General features: G+C 33.8%; 22 protein-coding genes and 2 other annotated features. Of the genes, 21 read left to right on the forward strand and 1 reads right to left on the reverse strand.

What is annotated here, in order from left to right:
* Positions 1-55 precede the first annotated feature (55 nt).
* Positions 56-394 (forward strand): SdpI family protein, encoded by a 339-nt coding sequence (locus DPQ31_RS09595; protein ID WP_141556005.1) that lies wholly within the window; start codon positions 56-58, stop codon positions 392-394.
* Between the two features lie 50 nt (positions 395-444).
* On the opposite strand, the gene DPQ31_RS09600 is transcribed toward DPQ31_RS09595, so the two are convergent.
* Positions 445-1,050 carry an NUDIX hydrolase gene (locus DPQ31_RS09600; protein ID WP_097959146.1) on the reverse strand — a complete coding sequence of 202 codons (606 nt, stop codon included), beginning with the start codon at positions 1,048-1,050 and terminating at the stop codon, positions 445-447.
* Positions 1,051-1,132: 82 nt separating this feature from the next.
* Between DPQ31_RS09600 and DPQ31_RS09605 the strand changes: the two genes are divergently transcribed.
* The 20 genes from DPQ31_RS09605 to DPQ31_RS09700 all read left to right on the forward strand — a co-directional run bounded on the left by DPQ31_RS09605 (position 1,133) and on the right by DPQ31_RS09700 (position 24,352).
* Positions 1,133-1,771: a pyridoxamine 5'-phosphate oxidase family protein gene (locus tag DPQ31_RS09605; protein WP_098711831.1), complete on the forward strand. Its 639-nt coding sequence runs from the start codon at positions 1,133-1,135 to the stop codon at positions 1,769-1,771.
* A 234-nt stretch (positions 1,772-2,005) separates the two neighbouring features.
* Positions 2,006-2,237, forward strand: a binding site (T-box leader).
* A gap of 115 nt (positions 2,238-2,352) precedes the next feature.
* Positions 2,353-2,584 (forward strand) — a binding site (T-box leader).
* Between the two features lie 306 nt (positions 2,585-2,890).
* Positions 2,891-4,186: a homoserine dehydrogenase gene (locus DPQ31_RS09610; protein ID WP_208731828.1), complete on the forward strand. Its 1,296-nt coding sequence runs from the start codon at positions 2,891-2,893 to the stop codon at positions 4,184-4,186.
* Positions 4,179-5,237 carry a threonine synthase gene (thrC, locus tag DPQ31_RS09615; protein WP_070173038.1) on the forward strand — a complete coding sequence of 353 codons (1,059 nt, stop codon included), beginning with the start codon at positions 4,179-4,181 and terminating at the stop codon, positions 5,235-5,237. The genes DPQ31_RS09610 and thrC overlap by 8 nt, the downstream gene beginning before the upstream one ends.
* On the forward strand, positions 5,234-6,127 hold the full coding sequence (thrB, locus tag DPQ31_RS09620) for a homoserine kinase (protein ID WP_000612680.1): 894 nt from the start codon (positions 5,234-5,236) through the stop codon (positions 6,125-6,127). The genes thrC and thrB overlap by 4 nt, the downstream gene beginning before the upstream one ends.
* Before the next feature lie 115 nt (positions 6,128-6,242).
* On the forward strand, positions 6,243-6,455 hold the full coding sequence (locus tag DPQ31_RS09625) for a DUF6366 family protein (protein ID WP_000095428.1): 213 nt from the start codon (positions 6,243-6,245) through the stop codon (positions 6,453-6,455).
* Between the two features lie 216 nt (positions 6,456-6,671).
* Positions 6,672-8,978 (forward strand): glycoside hydrolase, encoded by a 2,307-nt coding sequence (locus DPQ31_RS09630; protein WP_208731829.1) that lies wholly within the window; start codon positions 6,672-6,674, stop codon positions 8,976-8,978.
* A gap of 312 nt (positions 8,979-9,290) precedes the next feature.
* Positions 9,291-10,301 (forward strand): LCP family protein, encoded by a 1,011-nt coding sequence (locus tag DPQ31_RS09635; protein WP_000525840.1) that lies wholly within the window; start codon positions 9,291-9,293, stop codon positions 10,299-10,301.
* A gap of 152 nt (positions 10,302-10,453) precedes the next feature.
* Positions 10,454-11,701: a hypothetical protein gene (locus tag DPQ31_RS09640; protein WP_097879079.1), complete on the forward strand. Its 1,248-nt coding sequence runs from the start codon at positions 10,454-10,456 to the stop codon at positions 11,699-11,701.
* 13 nt (positions 11,702-11,714) lie between these two features.
* Positions 11,715-12,404, forward strand: coding sequence for a response regulator transcription factor (locus tag DPQ31_RS09645; protein ID WP_000104235.1), 690 nt, complete (start codon positions 11,715-11,717; stop codon positions 12,402-12,404).
* Positions 12,401-13,762, forward strand: a complete 1,362-nt coding sequence (locus tag DPQ31_RS09650) for a HAMP domain-containing sensor histidine kinase (RefSeq protein ID WP_000824522.1) — start codon at positions 12,401-12,403, stop codon at positions 13,760-13,762. The genes DPQ31_RS09645 and DPQ31_RS09650 overlap by 4 nt, the downstream gene beginning before the upstream one ends.
* 251 nt (positions 13,763-14,013) lie before the next feature.
* Positions 14,014-14,835, forward strand: a complete 822-nt coding sequence (locus tag DPQ31_RS09655; protein ID WP_000409398.1) for a peptidoglycan-N-acetylglucosamine deacetylase — start codon at positions 14,014-14,016, stop codon at positions 14,833-14,835.
* A gap of 14 nt (positions 14,836-14,849) precedes the next feature.
* Complete coding sequence (locus tag DPQ31_RS09660) at positions 14,850-15,506, forward strand: YkyA family protein (protein ID WP_208732092.1); 657 nt, start codon at positions 14,850-14,852, stop codon at positions 15,504-15,506.
* 156 nt (positions 15,507-15,662) lie between these two features.
* A complete protein-coding gene (locus DPQ31_RS09665; protein WP_000119505.1) occupies positions 15,663-16,343 on the forward strand; it encodes an MgtC/SapB family protein in 681 nt (226 codons plus the stop codon).
* A 79-nt stretch (positions 16,344-16,422) separates the two neighbouring features.
* Entirely contained in the window at positions 16,423-16,947 is a 525-nt protein-coding gene (locus tag DPQ31_RS09670) for a GNAT family N-acetyltransferase (protein ID WP_098911517.1), read from the forward strand.
* 307 nt (positions 16,948-17,254) lie between these two features.
* The gene (locus tag DPQ31_RS09675; protein WP_199631541.1) at positions 17,255-19,063 is read left to right on the forward strand and encodes an IucA/IucC family protein; all 1,809 of its coding nucleotides are present in this window, start codon (positions 17,255-17,257) and stop codon (positions 19,061-19,063) included.
* Positions 19,064-19,129: 66 nt separating this feature from the next.
* Entirely contained in the window at positions 19,130-20,968 is a 1,839-nt protein-coding gene (locus DPQ31_RS09680) for an IucA/IucC family protein (RefSeq protein WP_000861776.1), read from the forward strand.
* Positions 20,955-22,193: an AMP-binding protein gene (locus DPQ31_RS09685; protein WP_098911519.1), complete on the forward strand. Its 1,239-nt coding sequence runs from the start codon at positions 20,955-20,957 to the stop codon at positions 22,191-22,193. The genes DPQ31_RS09680 and DPQ31_RS09685 overlap by 14 nt, the downstream gene beginning before the upstream one ends.
* A complete protein-coding gene (asbD, locus tag DPQ31_RS09690; protein WP_001250761.1) occupies positions 22,190-22,465 on the forward strand; it encodes a petrobactin biosynthesis protein AsbD in 276 nt (91 codons plus the stop codon). The genes DPQ31_RS09685 and asbD overlap by 4 nt, the downstream gene beginning before the upstream one ends.
* A gap of 23 nt (positions 22,466-22,488) precedes the next feature.
* A complete protein-coding gene (locus tag DPQ31_RS09695; RefSeq protein ID WP_000200692.1) occupies positions 22,489-23,472 on the forward strand; it encodes a DUF6005 family protein in 984 nt (327 codons plus the stop codon).
* A gap of 37 nt (positions 23,473-23,509) precedes the next feature.
* Positions 23,510-24,352 (forward strand): sugar phosphate isomerase/epimerase family protein, encoded by an 843-nt coding sequence (locus tag DPQ31_RS09700; RefSeq protein WP_087970057.1) that lies wholly within the window; start codon positions 23,510-23,512, stop codon positions 24,350-24,352.
* Positions 24,353-24,390 lie beyond the last annotated feature (38 nt).

Below are 24,390 nucleotides of genomic sequence, written 5' to 3' on the forward strand. Positions count from 1 at the left end.
ATATTGATAATTGTATAGTATAATGAAGGTGTAAATTAGGGGGTGGATATAATTGATGTATGCACTAGTAAACATAGGAATAAGCATGTTGATCGGTATTATATTTATATTTGCTGCACGTATTCTTCAAAAGAATCCACCGACAGATATTAACGCAGCGTATGGTTATCGGACGAAACGGTCTATGAAAAATAAGAAGTTATGGGATGCAGGTAACAGGTATAGTGCAGAAGTGATGAAACAAAATGGGTTCATTATGATGTTGATAGGAAGTGTTATTAGTATACTGTTTAGATATCCCCATACAACGTTAGCGATAATGATCTTTATGTTAGTACTAATCATTCGCTTATTCATACGAGTAGAGAAAAGTTTGAAGACACTTGAGCAATAATGAAAAATAGGACTCCCGGCCAATATGGGTAGGGAGTCCTATTCTATTTATTAATCATTATTTTTTAGTAATTCTTTTCCTTTTTCAACAACAAATTCATAGTATGTAAGATCATACGGATAAATATCTTCAAATGTTATTGTAATTGGTTTATTGTTTAAAACAGAAATAGCCGAAAAAGATGAAATCTCTCTTTTTAATAGTTGTAGAAAAGCAGTTGCATGTACTTTCATCACATCGTCTACTTCATCACCTGGTGCAAATGGAAGAGGCTTTATTACGTTGTGAAAATACATATGACAAAACTCACGATCAGTAAGATCTGAAATTTCATAATCTATTTTATAGATTCCTTTGTATGCTAAATCAGTCCTTTGAAAGGAAAGCCCCAATTCTTCTTCAATTTCACGAAGGCCGCCAATTTGTACATCTTCATCATGCATAATATGTCCAGCTGAAGTAATATCCCATATACCCGGAGCTTCTTTTTTATTTTTAGAGCGTAATTGGAAATATAAGAACATATCTTCATCATCTTTTTCTATAAACCAGCAATGGAATGTTTCGTGCCAATCACCGTCACGATGCACTTCATCACGTAATTTCTTTCCAAGTGTATTTTTTTCAGAATCAAATATCGTTAACCACTCTGTCATTTTAATTCCCCTTTCTGCAAATTTTATTATAAAATATTTGTATTGAATTTTGGGAAAATAAAGAAAAAAGGGGTGGTTGTAAATGGGGATAGAAAGTAAGGAAATAAAATCGATTATTTCAACAGAGGAAGAATTACGACAAATATTGGGGCAACCAAGTGAGCGAGCTTTGAAAAAAGTTATTTCATCACTTGATCATCATTGTGTAGATTTTCTGTCTAAATCTCCTTTTCTAGTATTATCTACTGCAAATAAATTAGGAGAGTGTGATGCTTCGCCAAGAGGGGATGCACCTGGATTTGTATATGTATTGAATAAAAATAAAATTATCATTCCGGAAAGGCCGGGCAATCGTCGTATAGACTCCATTTTAAATATTATTTCAAATTCGCACGTAGGGTTAATCTTTCTTATTCCTGGTCTTGGGGAAACACTCCGAATAAACGGTAAAGCATATATTACAAACGATGAAGAAATTTTGAAAGAGATGCAGGCGAATGGACGTAATCCGTTACTTGGAATTGTTGTTGAAATAGAAGAATGCTACATTCATTGTGCAAAAGCTTTTATTCGTTCTAAGATGTGGGATCCAGAATCTTGGTTAAATAAAAAAGGGTTACCTTCAGCAGCAAAAATGTTGTTGGAGCATGCGAAAATGAATACTTCAGAAGAAGATGTTGCACGTTCTTTAGAAGAAAGTTATACGAAAAGATTGTATTAAAAATCCTTTATTAGTATAGTTTTAAAAGGAAGAGATCTACTCGTCTTAGAATGGAATACTTTTATGTGAAACATTAATTTACAAGTTGGGAAATTACGAAATAGGTAAATAGATTGGCCGGTATAAAATATTATTGTGAAATATAATAAAAAATGATCTTGAAAATAGTTAATAAAAATAGGCTTGCTTTTTAAAAATTTGATAACTATAATAAGTTAACAAATAGACATGAACGAAAAAGTAATGACAAGGACACGAAATCATTTTTACGGTTTACAGAGAGGGAAGTCAAGGGTGTGAGCTTCCTAACACGAGAAATGATTTTACCACCTTTGAACTTCAATAGTGAACGAGTAATCTAGTAATTATTGACGGTATCAGCCGTTATCTGAACTTGAGCAATCTAGGAGGAGATACGTCTAGATTGGAACAAGGGTGGAACCACGAAAACACATTCGTCCCTTTCCTAGGGATGAGTGTGTTTTTTTACGGCCTTAGAGATTGAAAATTTGGGATAATTAAAAAATGGTATTAATTTTGTTTTTTATGCGAGTATAATGAGTTAACAAATAAACATGAACCAAAAAGTAACGATAAGGACACGAAATCATTTTTACGGTTTACAGAGAGGGAAGCCAAGGGTGTGAGCTTCCTAACACGAGAAATGATTTTACCACCTTTGAACTTCAATAGTGAACGAGTAATCTAGTAATTATTGACGGTATCAGCCGTTATCTGAACTTGAGCAATCTAGGAGGAGATACGTCTAGATTGGAACAAGGGTGGAACCACGAAAACACATTCGTCCCTTTCCTAGGGATGAGTGTGTTTTTTTATCCCGCATTAACGGTCAGTAAGACTCCCATCTCAAAATTTGGAAGATGCGAGGGAGTTAGATGGGAGATCAACTGTCCGTAAAAGCCCGATTGGTTCAACTAATAATCAGTGAGGAATGGACAAAATCTCCACTGATTAAAGTTTCACTTTATTACTTTGAAAGGAGGTGCTGTAACATGAAACGATTCGTACGTACGGAAATAACCACCACCTGCATGATTAAAAAGCAGAACAAGGTGATTGATAGAGATAAAAAATAAAATTGTAGGAGGAGATTAGAAGATGCATAACGTTATTAATGTTGGGGTGTTAGGATTAGGTACAGTCGGAAGTGGTGTTGTCCACATTTTGAAAGAACATTATAAAAAAATCGCACTTGATACAGGATACGAAGTGAAAGTAAAAACAGTCGTTGTACGTGATTTGGAAAAAGAACGCGATGTTTGTATTGATGGAATTGCAGTAACAAGTCATGCAGATGAAGTTCTAAATGATTCAAATATTGATATTGTAGTAGAGGTAATGGGCGGAATTGAAGAAGCAAAACAGCATATTGTGAAGGCTTTACGAAATAAGAAGCATGTCGTAACAGCAAATAAAGATTTAATGGCTGTATACGGTGCGGAACTTCTTCAATTAGCGAACGTAAATGATTGTGATCTATGTTATGAGGCAAGTGTAGCGGGTGGTATTCCAGTGTTAAGAGGATTAACAGACGGATTAGCTTCAGATCAAATTGAAAAAATAATGGGAATTGTAAATGGAACAACAAATTACATGTTAACAAAGATGAGTCAAAATGGATGGTCGTATGAAGAGGCTTTACAGGAAGCACAAAAATTAGGATTCGCAGAATCAGATCCGACAGCAGATGTAGATGGACTAGATGCGGCGAGAAAGGTAGCGATCCTTGCGAATTTAGGGTTTTCGATGAATGTTTCATTAGATGATGTGCAAGTGAGAGGGATTCGAAAGGTTGAAAAAGAAGATTTACAAATGGCTGAAAAGTTAGGATTTACTATGAAACTAATTGGTAAAGCGAAGAAACAAGGATCAGCTATTCATTTAAGTGTAGAACCGACTCTTTTACCAAGCCGTCATCCGTTATCAAATGTAAATAATGAATTTAATGCAGTGTATGTTCACGGTCAAGCAGTAGGGGAAGTGATGTTTTACGGACCTGGAGCTGGGAAGTTACCGACTGGCTCTGCTGTAGTAAGTGATATTATTTCGATCGTTAAAAATATGAATCAAGTTCCGAAAAATAAAAGTGCGTTAAAAGAACCAGTGCCGTATGAATTACAAGGAGATGAAGAAGTTGTTTCGAAATACTTCTTACGTATTTCATTACAAGATGAGCCAGGGATGTTGCAAAAAGTAACAGAATGTTTCGTTAATTATTCTGTAAGTTTAAAAGAAGTGATTCAATTACCTTTGAATCGTGAGCTTGCAGAAGTCGTTGTTGTGACACATCAAACTTCAAAATATCAATTCGAAAAAGTTTTAGAAGCAATAGAAGCTGTCGCAAGTGAAATAAACAGTTATTACATTATTGAGGAGGAAAAACAATATGTATAAAGGACTATTAAAACAGTATGCTGCTTATTTACCAGTGAATGAAAACACACCTGATGTCAGTTTAATGGAAGGGAATACACCTCTAATTCCATTATTAAATATATCAAAACAATTAGGGATTCACTTATATGGTAAGTATGAAGGAGCGAATCCAACAGGTTCTTTTAAAGATCGTGGTATGGTAATGGCGGTTGCTAAAGCGAAAGAAGAAGGTTCTGAGGCAATCATTTGTGCATCAACAGGTAATACATCGGCAGCGGCTGCAGCATATGCGGCACGCCTCGGAATGAAATGTATTATCGTAATCCCGGAAGGAAAGATTGCGCATGGAAAATTAGCGCAAGCAGTCGCTTATGGAGCTGAAATCATTTCAATAGAAGGAAATTTTGATGATGCACTTAAGGCTGTAAGAAACATTGCTGCGGAAGAGCCAATTACATTAGTAAACTCAGTGAACCCTTATCGAATTGAAGGGCAAAAAACAGCAGCGTTTGAAATTTGTGACCAGTTGCAAAAAGCGCCAGATGTTCTCGCTATTCCTGTTGGGAATGCAGGGAATATTACAGCATACTGGAAAGGGTTCTGTGAATATGAGAAAGAAAAAGGCTACAAAAAGCCAAGAATTCACGGGTTTGAAGCGGAAGGAGCAGCTGCAATTGTAAAGGGACATGTAATTGAAGAACCTGAAACAATTGCAACAGCAATACGCATTGGTAACCCAGCGAGTTGGTCATATGCAGTAGAGGCTGCTGAGCAGTCTCGAGGTGAGATAGATATGGTATCAGATGAGGAAATATTACATGCGTATAGATTGTTAGCAAAAACGGAGGGAGTTTTCGCTGAGCCAGGATCAAATGCTTCATTAGCTGGCGTAATGAAACATGTTCAATCTGGAAAAATCAAAAAAGGAGAAACAGTAGTTGTGGTATTAACTGGAAATGGTTTGAAAGATCCTGATATCGCTATTTCTTCTAATAAATTAGACATTGCAAGTGTGTCAAATGATATAGAACAAATTAAAGATCATATTAAAGGGGTGATCATGTCGTGATACCACTAAGCGTTCGTATTCCTGCTAGTACAGCAAATGTTGGACCTGGATTTGATTCAGTAGGAATAGCTTTGTCATTATATTTAGAGGTTGTTGTAAAGGGAACAGCTGATAAATGGCAAGTAATACATTCCTTTGAAGATTCAATTCCGACAGATGATAAAAATTTAATCGTTAGCACGGCATGTAAAGTATGTCCTTCTTTATCACCCCATATAATAGAAGTTACTAGTAATATTCCGCTAACAAGAGGACTAGGAAGTAGTGCCTCAGCGATTGTAGCAGGAATAGAGCTTGCGAATCAACTTGCTAATTTGAACTTAACGACTGATCAAAAGGTTCAAATTGCTACAAATTTTGAAGGGCATCCAGATAATGTTGCAGCTTCTATATTAGGTGGAACTGTAATCGGAGCACTTGATGGAAAGAATGTTTCAGTTGTAAGGATTGAAAGTAAGGAATTAGGCGTAATTTCTCTTATTCCAAATGAAGAGCTAAATACAGATGAAAGTCGATCTGTATTACCAGAAATGTTTCCGTTTCATGAAGCAGTTAAAGCTAGTGCGATAAGCAACGTATTAGTAGCAGCATTATGCCAAAAGCGGTGGGAAGTTGTAGGTGAAATGATGGAAAGAGATCATTTTCACGAGCCATATCGTTTAGAACTCGTACCGTTATTACCATCTATTCGTAAATGCGCAAAAGAATTCGGTGCGTACGGCACAGCACTTAGCGGTGCGGGACCATCTATTTTTATATTAACGCCGTATGAGAAACGTCAAGAAATCGCTGAGCAATTAGCGAAAGTATTTACCGCTATGAAAGTATGTGAGCTTGAAATCGATCATAAAGGGATTACTGTAAATAAGGAAGAACATATTGGATTATAAAAAGAGCTAGCATCGCTAGCTTTTTTTGTTGTACATATACTTTAAATCAGCATATAAAATGAAAATGAGTATTGTATAATTCCGTAAAGAGCGTATTAATTTTGGAGGTGATTATATGAGTTCAAAAGAGTCATCAGAAGAAAAAAGAGAACGTATAAGACAAAGCGAGCTAAAAAATAACCCTACCGGATCTTTGAATGATGGGCTCAATAGAGCGGAATCAGGTAGCCCTGTTGATATGACAGGGGGCATGAATTGGAAAGGTACAGGGATATTAATTTTAGTGCTAGTTTTAGGATATATTATATACACTTACTTTTTCAGGTAAGGAAAGCCTAGTGAAACTTTAATTTGTTTAATCACATTATTTGTGAGAATAAAAAACAAGGATTAAAGTCCCTCTGTATTACATATTAAAAAATAAATTATAGTTATTTGAGAATTTTTTATACTCATAATAGAGTTAGCGTTATGCTAGCTCTATTATTTTTTGCCATATTCCTGTAACAAAGCCCCTGTATATTCAGGGATGGAGGTGCAGGAGATGAAAAAAATGATAGCGATATGTCTTCTTACAACTATGTCATTTTCGACTTTAGTCGGGTGTGATGTAAAAGGTAATAATGCTGTACAAGAGTCTAAAATAAAGAAAGCGACGTATAAAGATTTTACTTACGATGTAAATCCAGAGACTTTCACGTTAACTGTAGAACATGATGGTGTAAAGGAACAGGCATCGCAAGCTCTGCCGAAAATGAAGGTGTCGAATGTAAAAAAAGATAAGGATCGTACGTCGTGGGAATATCCAGATCAAAAAGTAAAAGTAAACTTAGAAAAGAAAAAAGACCACTTAAATATTGAAGTAGAATCGATTGGTGCAGAAAGCTTTACATGGCCGAAAGTACAGGCTGAAAATTATACACTTCCGTTATGGGAAGGTAAACAAATTCCAAGTAATGATGAGAATTGGAAGAAGTTTTTAAAGGATGATGCATATTCATTTGCTGAATCATTTTCTATGAAGTTTTTTGCATTAAATGGTTCGAAATATTCCATTGTATATATTGCGAATAATATATTTAATAATGAAGTGAAATTTCATTCAGATCCGAAAATAGGGTTTGATTTTATACATGAATTCCCGAGTATAAATAAAAATAAAACATATGGTTTTCAATTATATGTCACAAATACTGATGCAGTAAGTATTGCTAAGCTGTATAAGGATAACATTATGGAAAAAGGTGAATTTAAAACATTACAAGAAAAGGCAAGAAGAAATAAAGAAATTGAAAAACTTTATGGAGCGGCTCATTTTTATTTTTGGAATCAAAATGGTTTATCAGCAAGTAATGTAAATTGGCCGAAGTTAAGAGAGCAAATAAATAGCCCAGTGTTTAGTCATATAAAAGAGCTTATTCAAAAAAATAGTTCAGAGCCTGGGGAATTGAATGTATTTGAGCAAGTAAGTAAACAAGACTTCATTGATAAGTATCAAAAAAATGTTATTTTGCGTTATGTAAACGAAGTATTATCAATGAAGGATTTATATAAAGAGGATATTTTCTCGAAAGTTGATCAGGAGGCTAGTGAGTTATTAAACAAAAGTGTAGATCAATTATCGAAAGCAGAACTGTATAGCTTAAATAAGCATTTATTAAAGTCAGTACTTGGTGATTCAGTTGAAGATATAAGTAAATGGGGAAACGCAGATGGAACGGATATAACAAAAGAAATGAAAGAAGCAGGGATAGACAAAGCTTGGATTGGTCTACCGAACTGGGAACAAGGATTTATGCAACCTAATTTTGTTACAGAAGCTAAGAAAATGGGATATTTAGTTGGTCCGTATGATTCTTATCATTCTATTCATGAGAAAGGTGATAAAAATTGGAACACAGCTTCCTTTAATGATCCATCGTTATATGAAGAGGCAACTGTAACGAAGAGAAATGGAGAAAAGGTGCAAGGGTTTTTAGGTAGAGGGCGAAAACTAAATCCAACATTATCACTTCCTAGTGTAAAAGAACGGATAAACGATATATTACAAAATGGCCCTAAATATAATTCCTGGTTTATTGATTGTGATGCAACGGGTGAAATTTATGATGACTATTCATCAAAACATGTAACGACACAAGAACAAGATTTAAAAGCGAGATTACAACGAATGGATTATATCGCCCAAGAAAAAGGTATGGTAGTTGGCTCTGAGGGCGGAAATGATTTTGCAAGTAGTACGATTGCATTTGCTCATGGAATTGAAACTCCAGTTATTAAATGGGACGATGAAGATATGCGGAAAAACAAAACAAGCCCGTATTATGTCGGTGGATATTATTCACCAAATCAAAATGTTCCAGAAAAATATGCAAAACAAGTACCGTTGAAAGAAGAATATAAACAAGTATATTTAAGTCCAGTATATTCGGTTCCTTTATATAAATTAGTATACAACGATTCCGTTATTACAACGCACCACTGGGAATGGGGAAGTTTGAAAGTAAAAGATGAGGCAGGAAACCGTATGCTATATGAGTTATTGTATAATGTTCCTCCTTTGTACCATTTAGATGAAGTAGAGTGGAATCAGCATAAAAAAGAAATTACAGAGCATCTGAAAGTTTGGAATGAAGTTCATAAAAAGGCAGTAAAAGAAGAAATGACAAACTTTGCATACTTGTCAGAAGATAAGCTAGTACAATCTACTTCATATGGAAATGATATTAAAATTATTGTGAATTTCTCAAATGAAGATGTGGAAATAGAAAAAACGAAATTAAAAGCAAAGACTGCTTTAATTTATAATAATGGGAAGAAAATCATGTATACGCCGTTGGCGAAACAATAATGTGAAATATAACTGTATGAATAGAGAGTTAATAAATAACTTGACTCACTATTTTGTTCGTTCTTTCAGTTGAAAGTCAGATTATTTGAAATGAAAAGGTTGATAAATCTGTAATTTCGAATGTTACGAAGTGCTAAATTTTTGAAGTTAGTAAATAGTGACTTGCCAAAAATAAGTACGAGAGTATAATGTGAAATGGAATACATATTGAATCCACAATGTAACCTTACAAATTTGTAAGGTAATTGAAAGGAAATTCAATATGAAGATTACTAGACATACATTATACTAGGGAAAGAGAAAGAGAGGCGAATGGGTATGAGCTCTGAATTAGAACAAAATACGAGAAGTAATAAAAAGCGTTCTAAAAGAAAGTCAATAAAGTGGTTTATAATAATTCCATTGTTCTTACTTGTTTTTGGTGGAGTAGGATATGGGTCGTTAATATATAATAAAGCAAAAGCGGTTGTAAGTGATGCATATGCACAAATTGATAAATCATCAAAACGTGATAAAGAAGTGGAACCTTTAAAGGATAATATCTCAATTTTAATTATGGGTGTAGACGGTAGTGAAATGCGGAAAAGTCAATATGGTGAAGCGGTTCGAACAGATGCACTTTTATTAGCAACAATTAATAAAGATGATAAATCTGTTAAATTAGTTAGTATTCCGCGTGATTCACGTGTTTATATTCCATCTAGAAAAAAATTAGATAAAATTACGCATGCACATGTATTTGGTGGTGTTGAAAGTACACGAGATACTGTGGAAAGATTTTTAAATGTTCCAGTTGATTACTATGTGAAGTTTAACTTTGAGTCATTTGTTCAAATTGTAGATTCACTAGGTGGTATTGATATTGATGTACCTGTTACGTTCACAGAGCAAGATAGTAAAGACCAAGCAGGTATGATTCATTTAGAAAAAGGTTTCCAACATTTAAATGGAGAACAGGCACTTGCACTTGCAAGAACACGTAAAATTGATAGTGATGCAATGCGCGGACAGAGACAACAACTTGTAATAGAAGCAATTGCGAAAAAAGCAATGTCTGTTCAATCAATTAGCAAAATGGGCTCTCTACTTGATGCAGTTGATAAAAACATGAAAACAAACTTAACATTTGATGATATGCTTGCTATTACGAAAAACATGGCAGGATCGGATCTACAAATGGAAAAGATGCAAATTGAAGGTACTGATAAACGTATTGGTGGTATTTATTATTACATTCCAAATGAAAAAAATGTGAAAGATATTTCAAATAAACTGAATCAACATCTAGGTGTAACGCCAAAATCAGTTCTAAATGAAAAGTAAAAAAGATTGGCCTTTGCCAATCTTTTTTTATGGAAATGGATTTGTAACTTTTCTGTAACGATTTTTTATTCTAGAAAAATTATACTCATATGTATGAGATTATTGGATAAGCAAAAAGTAAAGATAAATACTGTTATAAGGAAAGATAACATATGCAAAAATGGATAAGCATTATGGGAATCGTCTTTATATTGACTGGATGTAAAATGTCTGAAGCTCCAACCAGTTTAATGGGAGCTCCTGCAAATGAAAAGTGGATTAATGAACTAAAAGAGCAAATAGATAAAGATTTGCCTGTTAATTATCGGTTGCTTACTCCAAAGTCTAATAAAGATAAACAAATGATTTGGTCAATGGATTTTAAACAAGATAATAAAAAAGAAGCCATCGTATTTTATAAATTGCCGAATGAAGATCGTAGCGTATATTTAGCTGTATATGAGGAAATCGGCTATAAGTGGAAAATAAAGTCCACGCATAAATTTGATGGTGAGGATATAGATATCGTTGAAGTCGGTGATTTTACAGGGAATGGGAAGCGAGAATTATTAATTGGAATCTCTGTAAATCGTGAATCGTTAGAACATGTTATGTATGCTTTTTCAGAAGAAAATGATGATATGAAGGAGATTTATAATCGGCGTTACACGAAGTTATTTATAGAGGATCTAAATAGAAATGGTCTTAATGATATAAGCCTTGTTACTTATGAAAAAGATGAGAAGTTGACAGTTGAGCTTATTGAGCAGTTTAAGACAATATCAGAAGTTACATTTGATCCATTTATAAATAGTATTCAAAGAATACAAATGGGCCATATTTCTAAAACATTAAAGGCGATTGTAATTGATGCAGGAATTGGGGCTCATTCAGGTATAACTTATGTAGCAAAATTTGATAAGGATCATTATGAGGTACTACCTATAGATGGGAAAGAAGATTTATTCAATGAATATGTGGTGGAAAGTAAAGATGTAAATGAAGATGGTATTATTGAATTTGTTCGTACTGTACGACCAAAAGGTTGGGAAGATAAATCACATGGAGATAGTCCGCTCTTTGAACGTTACATACAGTGGAGTGAAGATGGAACGAAACCTATAGAAGAAAGATATATCGATATAGAAAAAGGGTATTTTGTGAAAATCCCTGAAGAGTTGATTGGGAAAATTACTATCCCAGATCAGCAGAAGGAATCAAATTCTCAAAAGTTTTTGGACGTAAATACAAATGAAATATGGCTTGAAGTCCAAATTTTTAAGCGGAAAGAATGGTTCAAAATAAAAGGATTCGAGGCAGCGGTGAAAACGGCTTCTCACGTATATGCAGTGCCGAAGCGATCAAAGTTTAAAAAAGTGAAAGCATATATAAAACCGCTAGCGGATTATCAACAAGAGTAGGGAGGTGGAAATTATGTCAACAATTTTAGTTTTAGAAGATGAAATGCCAATCCGTAGTTTTATTGTCTTAAATTTAAAGCGTGCTGGATTTTATGTATTAGAAGCTAGTACTGGAGAAGAAGCGTTACAGATTTTATGTGATCACACTGTTGATGTAGCGTTACTTGATGTCATGTTACCAGGAATTGATGGTTTTCAAGTTTGTAAAACTATTCGGGAAGAAAATAAAAAAATGGGCATTATTATGTTAACCGCACGTGTACAAGATGGAGATGTGGTGCAAGGACTAGGAATTGGTGCAGATGATTATATTACAAAACCGTTTAGTCCAGTAGAGTTAACTGCACGTATACAATCTCTATTAAGAAGAATAGAAGTGCATAAAGAAAAAACGAATACAATTACGTCTGGTCCGTTTTCGTTAAATATTATAGAAGAAAGATTATATAGAGATGGACAATTGGTTGATTTAACACCTACAGAGTATATGATTTTACAATACTTAATGAATCAATCCTCAAAGCCGGTTTCACGTGATGAAATTTTAAATATGATTTGGGGAACGAATTACGTAGGCGAGACGAAAGTCGTAGATGTAAATATGAGACGGTTACGCCAAAAGATAGAATGTAATCCATCAGAACCCGAATTTATCCTTACAGTGTGGGGAAAAGGATATGTGTGGAAGGAAAGTATAAGATGAAACGGAAAGTGACTTTATATTTTATGACGGTCATTACACTTATGCTTGTATTGTTTGAGGTAGTATTTTCGGTCTCAATTTATCGATATTATTATAATGGTATTGTGCAATATATAGAATCTCATGCGAAGACGAGTACTCGATTTTTCTCAGAATACAATTCATTATATTTTATTCGTTTGCAAGAATATAGTGGTGACATAATTAGTAGTTTTCAATTAGATGGAACGGAATTACAGTTAATTGATCGTCATGGTTCGGTTATACAATCTTCAAGTGGTGAAAAAGTAGAAGGTAAAGTGAATATCCCACAATCTTTATTGGAAGGTGAAATGTATAATCAAGTTACTACTACGAAAGATAATGAAAAACAACTAGAAGTGCTAAGCCCACTTATACATCAAGGACAAACAATCGGTGTTTTAAAATATACGACAGTATTAACACATGTGAATGCAAAGATTATTGAAATTATTATGTTTACTATTGCCGTTGGTATTGTTATTTCATGTATTGTCTTCTCAATTAGTAGACGCTTGGCAAATTCTTTTGTTGAGCCAATTGAATCTATCATTCAAGCTTCTTCACAAATCGCAGAAGGAACGTTGAAAAATAAAATTAAAGAAGATTATCCTGGTGAATTAGGTGAATTAGCACATAGTTTAAACTATATGTCTGATAAAATAGAAAAAGCGGAACAGATGAAAAATGAATTTATCGCTTCTATTTCTCATGAAATACGAACACCTTTAACAGGAATTAAAGGTTGGAGTGAGACGCTTAAAACAGTAGAACATTTAACAGAAGAAGAAATCAAGCAAGGTATGGGGATTATTTCCGGTGAGACAGACCGATTGATTCATTTAGTAGAAGAATTGTTAGATTTTTCAAGATTACAATCAAATCATTTTAATTTATATAAACAAAAGGTGCAATTGTACGATATACTAGAGGAGACGATTTGGCAATTAACTCCTAACGCTGAAAAGAAACAAATTCAATTCATTAATACTATAGAACGAATTGAATTGTTGGGAGACCGAAATAGGCTAAAGCAAATTTTCTTGAATATTATTCAAAATGCAATTAAATATTCACATGAAAATGGTACTGTATACATTGAAGCGACTAAAAATGAAGGACAAGCAGTGATAAAGGTGAAAGATGAAGGGATTGGAATTGCTAAAGAGCATTTACCATATATAGAGCAGTCTTTTTACCAGATTAATAATCATGCTGCAGGTGCAGGCCTTGGCTTAGCTATCGTAAAAAAAATGGTGGAGCTTCATAGAGGTACACTTAGTATTGTGAGTAAAGAAGGAATAGGAACAACAATTTTGATAAAACTCCCATTATAATACATATACAGTCTATTTATCACGCTATTTGTGGGTAGTGAGATTCCCGCCTCAAAATTCGGCTAGAGCAAAGAAGGTAGGTGGGAAATTAACTGCCCGTAAACACTCGATTGGTGAAGGTTAATAATCAGTGGGGGATGAATACCCCCACTGATTAAAGTTTCACTTTATATCGTGCAATAAAATAAATAGATGTATAATTATATTGGGTGATTTATATATAAGATTAATAGGGAGAGGAATTCGATAGAATGGAAAAAGCTTTTAATATGAAACGAGTAGTAGTCGTTTTAATAGCGGTTGCAGCAGTAGCTATTGGGTATTTTATGTTTCAATCAATTACTTCACCAGCAAAGGCTGTTGCAAAACAAGAAAATGTAGTACAGCTTGCAAGTGAACAATCAAAAGTTGAATTGAATAAAACGGCACCAAGTCGTTTTAATGGAAAAGAAAGAAAAGTTGCTTATCTTACATTTGATGATGGACCAGGCAAATATACGGCTGAATTATTAAATACGTTAAAACAGCATGATGCGAAGGCGACATTCTTTTTAATTGGAGCGAATGTAAAAGAGTTTCCGGATTTAGTGAAACGTGAAAATGCAGAGGGACATTATGTAGGTATGCATAGTATGACACATAACTTTGCAAAGTTATATAAAAATGGTGAATATGTAAATGAGATGAAAGAAGACCAAAGCTTAATTGCTAATATTATTGGAAAATCACCTAAATTAACACGTCCGCCATATGGTTCGATGCCTGGATTAAATGAAGGCCTTCGAAATAAAGTGGTAGAAGGCGGTTTTAAAGTTTGGGATTGGACAATTGATTCATTAGATTGGAAATATAATAAAATGCAAGTTGATGCAGCTGCAGCGCAAATTGCTCAAAACGTATTAACAAATGCAACAAAACCACAAGAAGTAATTTTAATGCATGATATTCACCCGCAATCAGTCGCTGCTGTGCCAGCAATTTTAAAGGGGTTAAAAGAAAAGGGTTATGAGTTTGAAGCTTATCATGAAGAAAGTCACTTCCCAGTGAACTTCTGGCATGATAACCGTATGTAATGGAGGAATGAATGTTGAAGTATGGAAAAGTAGCATTAGTTGGAGCGTTATCAGTAGGGGTATTAACAGGTTGTTTCGGTGAAAAGCCAGAAGGAAATTTATATACAGCTTTTGAAACAGCAGCAACACAAGAAAAGTCTTTAGTTGATGAAGCGAAAAAATTAGAGGGTTTAGAGAAGCAAGGTCAAGAACTATATTCTCAAATTTTACAAGAAGGTAAAGATCATAATGACGCAGTTATGAAAAAGATAGAACAAGCGACTGCAAATGTAGCTGACCGTGAAAAAGTATTGAAAAACGAAAAAGAAATGCTAGAAAAAGCGCAGAAGGAAACGAAATCCGTTCAAAGTAATATAGAAAAACTTGAAGATAAGAAAGTGCAAAAGCAAGCAAAGGCAGTTGAAGAGTCGTATAAAAAACGTTACGATGCATTCCAAAAGATGAATGAAAACTACACGAAGGCGTTAGCGACTGAAAAAGAATTGTACGAACAATTAAAGGTAAAAGAAACGAAATTAAAAGAGATTGGTGAGAAAGTTAAAACTTTTAATGAGTTAAATGGAGAAGCACAAAAGTCGAAAGAGCAGTTTAACAATTATACAAAAGAGTATAATGACAGTAAATTAGCATTTTATAAAGATGCGCAGATTAAGATTAAAGAACAGAAATAAAGAAAGTTCTTAATCGGAATATAAAGCCGAAAAAACATATAAAAATGTTTTTTCGGCTTTTATCGTTAAATGAATAGAAAAGACTGGAATAGATATCATAAAAGAGTTATAGTGAATTATTCGAAGGGAAACATTGTAAAGTAAGGAGAATGAAACATGTCATATGAATTTTTACTCAAATTAGGTTTAGCGCTCTTTTTAGGATTATTCATCGGGATAGATAGGCAGCTAAAGAATAAACCGCTTGGTGTGAAAACAAGTATGGTTATTTCTGTAGCAAGTTGTTTAATTACGATGGTTTCAATTGAATCAGTTCATGTATATTCTGTTCCAGGTCATACAAATATGGATCCAATGCGTCTTGCTGCTCAAATTGTGAGCGGAATCGGTTTCCTTGGAGCAGGTGTCATTTTACGAAGAAGTAATGACGTTATTTCTGGATTAACGACAGCTTCTATGGTGTGGGCTGCTTCAGCTTTAGGTATAGCAATTGGAGCAGGGTTTTATTTACAAGCGACCGTTGCCATGATTTTAATTATTTTAGCGATTAACGTACTTCCGCAAATTGTGAAAATTGCAGGCCCGTATTCATTAAGACAAAAGGACTTATCTATAAAAATTACTGTAAAAGAGCACCAAGAATTAGATGGTATATTTAAGCAAATTAAAAAATTAGGCATGCATGTAAAACGAGTGAAAATTAAAGATATTGATAGTGGTGCATTTCAGCAATTGGAAATGGTTATTTTAGCTCCAGAAGATTTATATACAACTGAGTTATATAGTTCACTAAAAGAGATTGATCGAGTTGTTTCAGTTGAAGTTGAAAGTAGATAAAAAAGAGTGATGGAAATTCACTCTTTTTTTTACGCGTAAAAAAACAGTTTGCTATAATTATTCTCTAAAGGGGATGAGAATGGTGGAGATACACATTAGAAGGGCGACAAAATCGGATATTGCAGCAATAGCAAAAGTACATGTGGAAAGCTGGAAAACAACGTATACCGGGATATTCGAAAACGAAATTTTAGAAAATGTAACATTTGAACAAAGAAAAAAGCAGTGGGAGGATATTTTTCAAAAAGAAGATAATTACCAATTCAAATTTGTAGCAGAAACGTTAAATGGAAAAATAATCGGATTCATTGATGGGGGAGTTGAAAGAAGCGGTACATATAATTGTGATGGGGAATTATATGCGATTTATCTGTTACAACAGTATCAAGGACTGAAAATAGGACAAAAATTATTTCAAGCGTTACTGTCGGAATGTATAAAAAATGGTATGCAATCTCTTTTAGTTTGGGTCGTTACTAATAATCCCGCTAAAAAGTTTTATGAAAAATATAACCCTGAAAAAATTGATACGAAATTTTTAGAGAGAGTACAGGTAGAAGAAACAGCGTATTGCTGGAGGAATATAAATAATATTATTATGTAAACTTTATGTTTTTAAAAGGTATACCTTTAATTGGTATACCTTTTTGTTTAACTCTGTTCAATCGATTAATAACGAGTAATGTGAAAAATAATGAATAGTTAACTTGAGAGTAAAAATTTTTCTATTGTATCTTTAATTAGATGAAATAAATGATAGAAAAGGAAAAAAATTTAGTTAGATAAAAAAATTCTGAAATATACTCTTGAATTGATAATAACAATCAATTAGAATCATAATTGATAATGATATTCAATCATTGGTTGTTTTATAAAATTTCGATAGCGTTAATATAAAGAGGAGGACCAGTATGCAGCATGCGAAACAAATCGCAGAACATGCAACAATACAAAGTTTTTTAAACTGTTATTTAAGAGAAACAGGGAGTGGAGAATGGATTACAGAGGATGAAAGAATGGAAAGTATCTTCAGTAATACGTTGAATAGAAATGTAGTCCCCACATATTTATGTTGTCGGCTATCGGCACAGAATGTTACTTTGTATGGAGAAGTTATATATAAATCAGCAACAGATCGCCATTTGTTTGGAGAACAGTTTTATTATCAAATTGGAGAAACTAAAACTGTTATAAAAGCAGATTATGTTACAGTTATTACATTTTTAATAAAAGAGATGTCTATCAACTATGGAGAAGGAACTAATCCTGCTGAGCTTATGCTTCGAGTTATTCGCAGTTGTCAAAATATTGAAGAATTTACAAAAGAGAGAGCAGAAGATACATCTGCATTATATGGTTTCCATACAACTTTTATAGAGGCGGAGCAATCTTTATTATTTGGGCATTTAACTCATCCTACCCCAAAGAGTAGACAAGGTATATTGGATTGGAAAAGTGCAATGTATTCTCCAGAATTAAAAGGAGAATGCCAGCTTCATTATTTTCGCGCACATAAAAGTATAGTAAATGAAAAATCATTATTATTAGATTCTACAACAACGATTATAAAAGAAGAATTAAGTAAAGATGAGATGGTAAATGAGGAATTTATAGAGAAGTACTGTAAGGAAGATGAATATTCATTAATTCCAATTCATCCGCTTCAGGCTGAATGGTTATTACATCAACCTTATGTACAAGAGTGGATAAATCAAGGAGTGCTTGAATATATTGGTCCAGTAGGTAAGTGTTATATGGCAACATCATCACTTAGGACGCTATATCATCCTCATTCGAAATATATGCTTAAGTTTTCCTTTCCAGTGAAAGTAACAAATTCAATGCGCATTAATAAGTTGAAAGAACTTGAGAGTGGCCTTGAAGGGAAGGAAATGTTAAATACGGCTATTGGTGAAGTACGAGAAAGATTTCCAGGCTTTGATTTTATTTGTGATCCAGCCTTTATTACATTAAATTATGGAACACAAGAATCTGGATTTGAAGTAATTATTCGCGAGAACCCTTTCTATAGTGAACATGCAAATGATGCTACATTAATTGCTGGACTAGTTCAAGATGCTATTCCTGGCGAGCACACTCGTTTATCGAATATAATTCATCATTTAGCAGAGTTAGAAAATAGAAGCTGTGAAGAAGTAAGTTTAGAGTGGTTTAGACGGTATGTAAATATTTCTTTAAAGCCGATGGTATGGATGTATTTACAGTATGGAGTTGCATTAGAAGCTCATCAACAAAATAGTGTTGTACAGTTGAAGGATGGTTATCCAGTAAAATATTATTTCCGTGATAATCAAGGATTTTATTTCTGTAATTCAATGAAAGAGATGCTTAATAATGAGTTATCTGGTATTGGAGAACGTACTGGGAATTTATATGACGATTATATTGTAGATGAAAGGTTTCGTTACTATTTAATTTTTAATCATATGTTTGGACTTATTAACGGTTTTGGTACGGCAGGATTAATTAAGGAGGAAATTCTACTTTCTGAATTAAGGTCTGTATTGGAATCATTCCTTCCATATAACCGTGAACCTTCTACATTTTTAAAAGAATTGTTGGAAGAGGATAAGTTGGCATGTAAAGCAAATTTATTAACGAGATTTTTCGATGTCGATGAATTAACAAATCCATTAGAGCAAGCAATTTATGTGCAAGTGCATAATCCACTCGTTAGAGAAGTGGCTGTTCGTTCATAAATAGCGTTAAAATTTCACGTAATACAAATAATGGAATTTGGTATTTCGTCATAAGTGGAGGAGTTTATGAAAGTGGATATGTATCACACGAAAATATTGAAGGCACTTGAATCAGAAGAATACATTTCAGTGCGAAGAAGGGTGTTACGTCAGTTAGTAGAATCGTTAATTTATGAGGGGATTATAACGCCAGTTCGTGTAGAGAAGGAAGAACAAATTCTTTTTATTATACAAGGACTTGATGAAGAAAACAAAAATGTTTCGTATCAATGCCATGGAAGAGAAAGGATGACATTTGGACGTATTGCTGTAGACTCATTACTAATACGAGTGCAAGACGAACAACAAGAAATACAATCTGTGTCGCAATTTTTAGAAGAAGTTTTTCGGGTTGTTAACGTAGAACGAACTAGATTAGATTCTTTTATTCACGAATTAGAACAAACAATATTTAAAGACACGATTGCACAATATGAAAGAAATAAAAGGGAGGAATATACTCGAAAATCTTACGATGAGTTTGAAAGCCATTTAATAGACGGTCACCCGTATCATCCTAGCTATAAAGCGCGCATTGGATTTCAATATCGTGACAATTTTCAATATGGATATGAATTCATGAAGCCAATAAAACTCATATGGATTGCAGCACATAAGAAATATGCGACTGTAGGTTATGAAAATGAAATGATTTATAGCAATACTTTAACAGAAGAAATTGGTGTGCAGAGAATAGAAGAATATATAAATCGTATTCAAAATATGGGATGTAATCCAAAACAGTATTTGTTTATCCCAGTCCACCCTTGGCAGTGGGAGAACTTTATTATTCCTAATTATGCGGATCATATACAGGGGAAATATGTGATTTATTTAGGGGAATCATCGGATGATTACTGCGCCCAACAGTCAATGAGAACATTAAGAAATATGACGAATCCAAAGAAGCCGTATGTTAAGTTATCGATGAATTTACTTAATACTTCAACTATCCGTACGTTGAAACCACATTCGGTTGTGAGTGCACCAGCTATATCAAATTGGTTAAGTGATGTCGTAAGTCAGGATCCTTATTTAAGGGATGAATCGCGCTTGATTTTATTAAAGGAATTCTCGAGCGTAACGTATGATACGAATAAGAAAGCTACATATGGTTCATTAGGATGTATTTGGCGTGAAAGCGTTCACAAATATGTAGATAAACAAGAGGATGCAGTTCCCTTTAATGGCTTATATGCCAAAAAGAAAGATAGTACACCAATTATTGATGCATGGTTAAACAAATATGGAATAGAAAATTGGCTGCAAGTACTTATTCAAAAAGCGATAATACCGGTTTTACACCTTGTTGTAGAGCACGGGATCGCATTAGAATCACACGGTCAAAATATGATTTTAGTCCATAAAGAAGGGCTACCTGTCCGGGTTGCATTAAAGGACTTTCATGAAGGACTTGAGTTTTATCGTCCATACTTGAAAGAAATTGACAAATGCCCTGAGTTTACAAAAATGCATAAAACGTATGTGAACGGAAAAATGAATGATTTCTTTGAAATGGATCGCATCGAATGTTTGCAAGAGATGGTTTTAGATGCACTTTTCTTATTTAATCTAGGAGAGTTAGCTTTCATACTTGCGGATGAATATGAATGGAAAGAAGAACGTTTTTGGATGATGATTGTCGAAGAAATTGAAAATCATTTTAGAAAATATCCACATTTGAAAGAGAGATTTGAATCCATTCAATTATACACAGCTACTTTCTATGCGGAGCAATTAACGAAGCGTCGTTTATATTTGGATGTAGAATCGCTTGTTCATGAAGTTCCAAATCCATTGTATAGTGCAAAGCAACTTAACATACAAAAATCATTTGTTACAGGGGGAAATTATGCTAATCGTTAATAAACAAGAGTATAGTAAAAATGATTTTGAATCGAGATTACAAGTTTACGAGGAAATGGAACAATTTCAAGCAGCAAAAGGAAATAGATTTGCACTTTGTCTGAAAGATCCATTTGAGATTATTACACTTGTGTTTTTCTTAAAAGAAAAGAAATCATCTGTACTTCTTATACATGAAGATACACCAAAAGATACGGCTATTAAAATGGCAAGGCGTGCAAATTGTACGGGACTTTTATATGGAGAATGTAGCGAATTTACAAAATTAGAAGTAGTGAATTCATTACTACAAGAGCCTTCTTTATTGCAATATAGCTCAGGAACCACGGGAGAACCGAAATTGATTTGCAGATCATGGACGGAAGTTGATACTGAAATCGTTGCTTATAATGAAGCTTTAAATTGTGAAGAAGATGAAGTACCGATTGTTATGGCTCCTGTTTCACATTCATACGGATTAATATGTGGTACGTTATCTTCTATTACAAGAGGAAGTAAGCCTATAATTATTACGAATAAAAACCCTAAATTCGCATTAAATATTATTCGCAATACAGAAAAACATATCATATATGCAGTACCATTGATGCTACATATTATGGGGAGTTTTCCACTAGGAACGTTCCAGTTTCATAAAATTATGACATCCGGATCACCTTTGCCCGAAACATTATTTTATAAACTAAATGAAATGACAACGTACATGATGCAGCAATATGGATGTTCTGAAGCTGGTTGTATTAGTATATGTCATGATATGGAGAGTCATTTAGATTTAGGAAAACCACTTCCACATGTAAGTATAAGCATAGGATCAGATGAAAACGAGCCTGAAGAAATCGTAGTGAAAATTGCTGGAAAGGAAATTTATACGAAAGATTTAGGGTATGAATCTGAGCGCGGCCTTCACTTTATGGGGCGTATGGATGATGTAATCAATGTTTCAGGGTTAAAAGTGTTTCCTATAGAGGTGGAAGAAACGATGCTTCGATTAGAAGGTATTCAAGAAGCCATTGTATACCGAGGGAAACATCCAGTGATGGGAGAAATCGTAAAAGCGAAAGTAATCTCTCATATTGACCCAGTACAAATAAGAGAATGGTGTATTCAGCACTTACCGTCTTATAAAGTTCCGCATGAAATTGAAAGTGTAACTGAAATTCCGAAAAATAAAACTGGAAAAGTAAGTAGAAAGTTACTAGAGATGGGAGAGGTTACAACATGAGACGTGAAACGTTAAAGAGTGCAGTGCTGAAAATTATGACAGAAAAAATGGAACTGAAAAATGTAACGCATTTAGAAGAAACAATGCGTTTAAATCAAGATTTATATATAGATTCGGTAATGATGTTGCAGCTTATCGTATACATAGAAATGGATTTGAAGTTATGTGTCCCAGAGGATGAGGTAGATCCAAAGGCGTTTCTTACTGTAGGATCTTTACTTGATTTTATGGAAGAGTTACAGCCGTTACAAGAATCAAATGTGAATAACTAACCTTGGAGAAAGTGGATGAGAGTATGACTTCAATTAAAGTGCACTGTTTAGTGAGCTGTTTTTGTGAAATTATAAAAAGACGTGGTGATATAGATTTTCGTCCATTTTATTTTGGACTATGGGATGGAGACTTTGATATAACAGAAGGCGGAATTATTTCGTATCACTCCGAAAACATTAACCATGATAATTATTTACTTTGGTATGAAAAACTGTATGGTATTAAAGTGAACGAATGGTATGATCATGCAAAAGATAAAGATAGAAATGTAGAAACATTTTTAGAATTAGTAGAAAATAAGCCGGAAAATCGTTATGTAATTGTAATGGTGGATATGTCTTTATTACCAGAGAGGGAAAATAAGTTTCACCAAAAACCATTTCCGCATTATTTAATGATATCGAAGACAGAGAAAGAAGAAGAATGGTTCATGTTAGATCCTGATTTTCGTTGGGAAGGGAATATGGAAAGAGAAAAAGTGATTCACTCTGTTCAAGATAATCCATTTGGTGGTGGTTATTTCATTGATGTAGAGGCGATTCAGGAGCCGACGCAAGAAATGGTCGCTAATTATTTCACTGAGACATTCAAAAAGTATGATAATGAACTGACTATGGAATTAAAAAATTTAATTATAAAAATGGCAAATGAGGAAGAGGGCTATTCGCTCTCTAAGCTTGTAGCAGCAGTAAAACAAATACCAGTACTTGCAATTCGTAAATATAGTTATGAACATGCCTTTGCATACTTCCGTGAAACGTTACAATACTCGGAAGAGGAGTTTGATTATTGGTGTGATCGGGTAGAGGATATTGTACAAGGATTTACAAATGTACAGTATCGTGCAATTAAAATGGCAATGACGAATAATAAGGGTATGCTCGTATCGATTATTGAAAAACTGGATGAAATGAATGCAATTGAACTGCAAATTAAGAAGGAATTAGAGAGACAGTTTCTATCATGGAAAGGTATGAAAACAAATCAGTCTGTCGTAACTCTTTAAAAAGCTAACTGAATTTAAGATAGGGGAGTTTAAAGTTATGAAATATTCGCTATGTACCATTTCATTTCGTCATCAATTAATTTCATTTACTGATATTGTTCAATTTGCATATGAAAACGGTTTTGAAGGAATTGAATTGTGGGGAACTCATGCACAAAATTTGTATGTGCAAGAGCGTGAAACGACAGAACGAGAGTTGAATTTTTTAAAGGATAAAAACTTAGAAATTACGATGATAAGTGATTATTTAGACATATCATTATCAGCAGATTTTGAAAAAACGATGGGGAAATGTGAACAACTCGTAATGTTAGCAAATTGGTTTAATACGAATAAAATTCGTACGTTTGCCGGACAAAAAGGGAGTGTAGACTTCTCGAAACAAGAGAGACAAGAGTATGTAAAGCGAATTCACAAGATTTGTGATTTATTTGCTCAGCATGATATATATGTACTTTTAGAAACACATCCAAATACGTTAACGGACACGTTGCCGTCTACTTTGGAATTATTAGAAGAAGTAGACCATCCGAATTTGAAAATAAACCTTGATTTTCTTCATATATGGGAGTCTGGTGCAGATCCAATAGACAGTTTTCATCGACTAAGACCGTGGATACAACATTACCATTTTAAGAATATATCGTCAGCGGATTATTTACATGTATTTGAACCTAATAATGTATATGCCGCAGCGGGAAGTCGTATTGGTATGGTTCCATTATTTGAAGGTATTGTAAATTATGATGATATCATTCGGGAAGTGCGAGATACGGACTATTTTGCTTCGCTAGAATGGTTTGGACACAACGCGAAAGATATATTAAAAGAAGAAATGAAAGTATTAACAGATAGAAGATTAGAGGTAGTAACTTCGTAATATAAAATGATAAAAGAGTCTCTATTTAGAGTCTCTTT

The organism is Bacillus sp. COPE52 (assembly GCF_003355115.1).
In the GTDB taxonomy this organism is placed as follows: Bacteria; Bacillota; Bacilli; order Bacillales; family Bacillaceae_G; genus Bacillus_A; species Bacillus_A toyonensis.